This window comes from Vibrio anguillarum (genome assembly GCF_001989995.2).
Taxonomy (GTDB): Bacteria; Pseudomonadota; Gammaproteobacteria; order Enterobacterales; family Vibrionaceae; genus Vibrio; species Vibrio anguillarum.
Genome location: NZ_JAHGUP010000115.1, coordinates 1 through 1,294 on the forward strand (window position 1 = coordinate 1; position 1,294 = coordinate 1,294).

Annotated in this window: 1 protein-coding gene; it reads right to left on the bottom strand. The window is 44.7% G+C overall.

Translation table 11 applies throughout. The features are described from left to right. Positions 1-35 precede the first annotated feature (35 nt). A complete protein-coding gene (locus PL85_RS17030) occupies positions 36-1,238 on the bottom strand; it encodes an IS256 family transposase (RefSeq protein ID WP_115339071.1) in 1,203 nt (400 codons plus the stop codon). Positions 1,239-1,294: the final 56 nt, after the last annotated feature.

Here is a 1,294-nt window from a genome sequence, read left to right on the forward strand (position 1 = left end):
GAGGGCGTTCAGAATTCTGTGTCAGCTAATTTTGGCTAAATATCTAAGACGTCATCCAAGCGACCTTCAAAATGAATCGCCAGTTGAGACAATGTCGTATTCCAATTCTGTATTGGCATTGTCCATTTCTTAGAAGCATTCAATATCCCAGCATACAGTAGCTTAAGCAAGCTATTTTCATTTGGGAACCCACCCTTAGTTTTGGTCAGTTTACGGAATTGGCGATGTACGGCTTCAATAGCATTTGTCGTGTAAATAGCCTTTCGGACGTATTCTGGATATTTAAAGTAAACCGATAAATTTGCCCATTTGTTCCGCCAGGAACGAATCACTATTGGGTATTGCTGTCCCCATTTGGCTTCCAAACGATCCAACTCCATCTCGGCCGCTTCTTTGCTGACAGCCCGATAGACTGGCTTCAAGTCGGCCATAAACGCCTTCTGATGCTTAGAGGCAACATATTTCATAGAGTTACGGATTTGGTGAATGATGCATTGCTGAACTTCTGTATCAGGATAGATGGTTGCTATCGCTTCTGGGAAGCCTGTTAGCCCATCTACGCAGGCGATCAAGATATCTTCAACGCCGCGGTTATACAGATCTGTTAGCACGGAGAGCCAGTAATTAGCGCCTTCCGACTCTGACAGATAAAGACCGAGTAGCTCCTTTTTCCCCTCAACATCTAAGCCCAATATTGTGTATATCGCTTTGCTAACGTAGCGTCCGTCTTCTTTGATTTTATAGTGGATGGCATCAAGCCAGACAAAGGGATAAAGTGCATCGAGCGGACGTTGCTGCCACTCCTTCAGCTCAGGTATCAAACGGTCGGTAACACCTGTGATGGTGGCCTCAGAGACATCAATGCCATACATATCTTCTACGTGACCACGGATATCACGGTAGCTCATACCGAGCGAGAACATGGATAGGATCTTACGGTCGATCTCATCGGTCAATTTAGTCTGGTTCTTCTTAACTAACTGGGGTTCAAATGTTCCAGAGCGGTCGCGTGGGGTATCCAGTTCAAACGTGCCGACAGAAGACTTAATCGTTTTCTTGCTTGAGCCGTTCTTACGGTTAGGTTGCTCATCACCTTCAAGGTGCTGTTCGAGTTCTGCTTTCAAAGCAGCTTCTGTGATTTGTTTAATGAGCGGAGTTAAGAAGCCATCTTTACCTGCCAGGTCTTGGCCTGACTGAAGGGCTTTAATAGCTTGTTCTAGATCGAAGTCTTTATTCATGTGTCATTCCTGTTTTGTATATCATACTGAAATGACACAGATTTCTAAACACTACC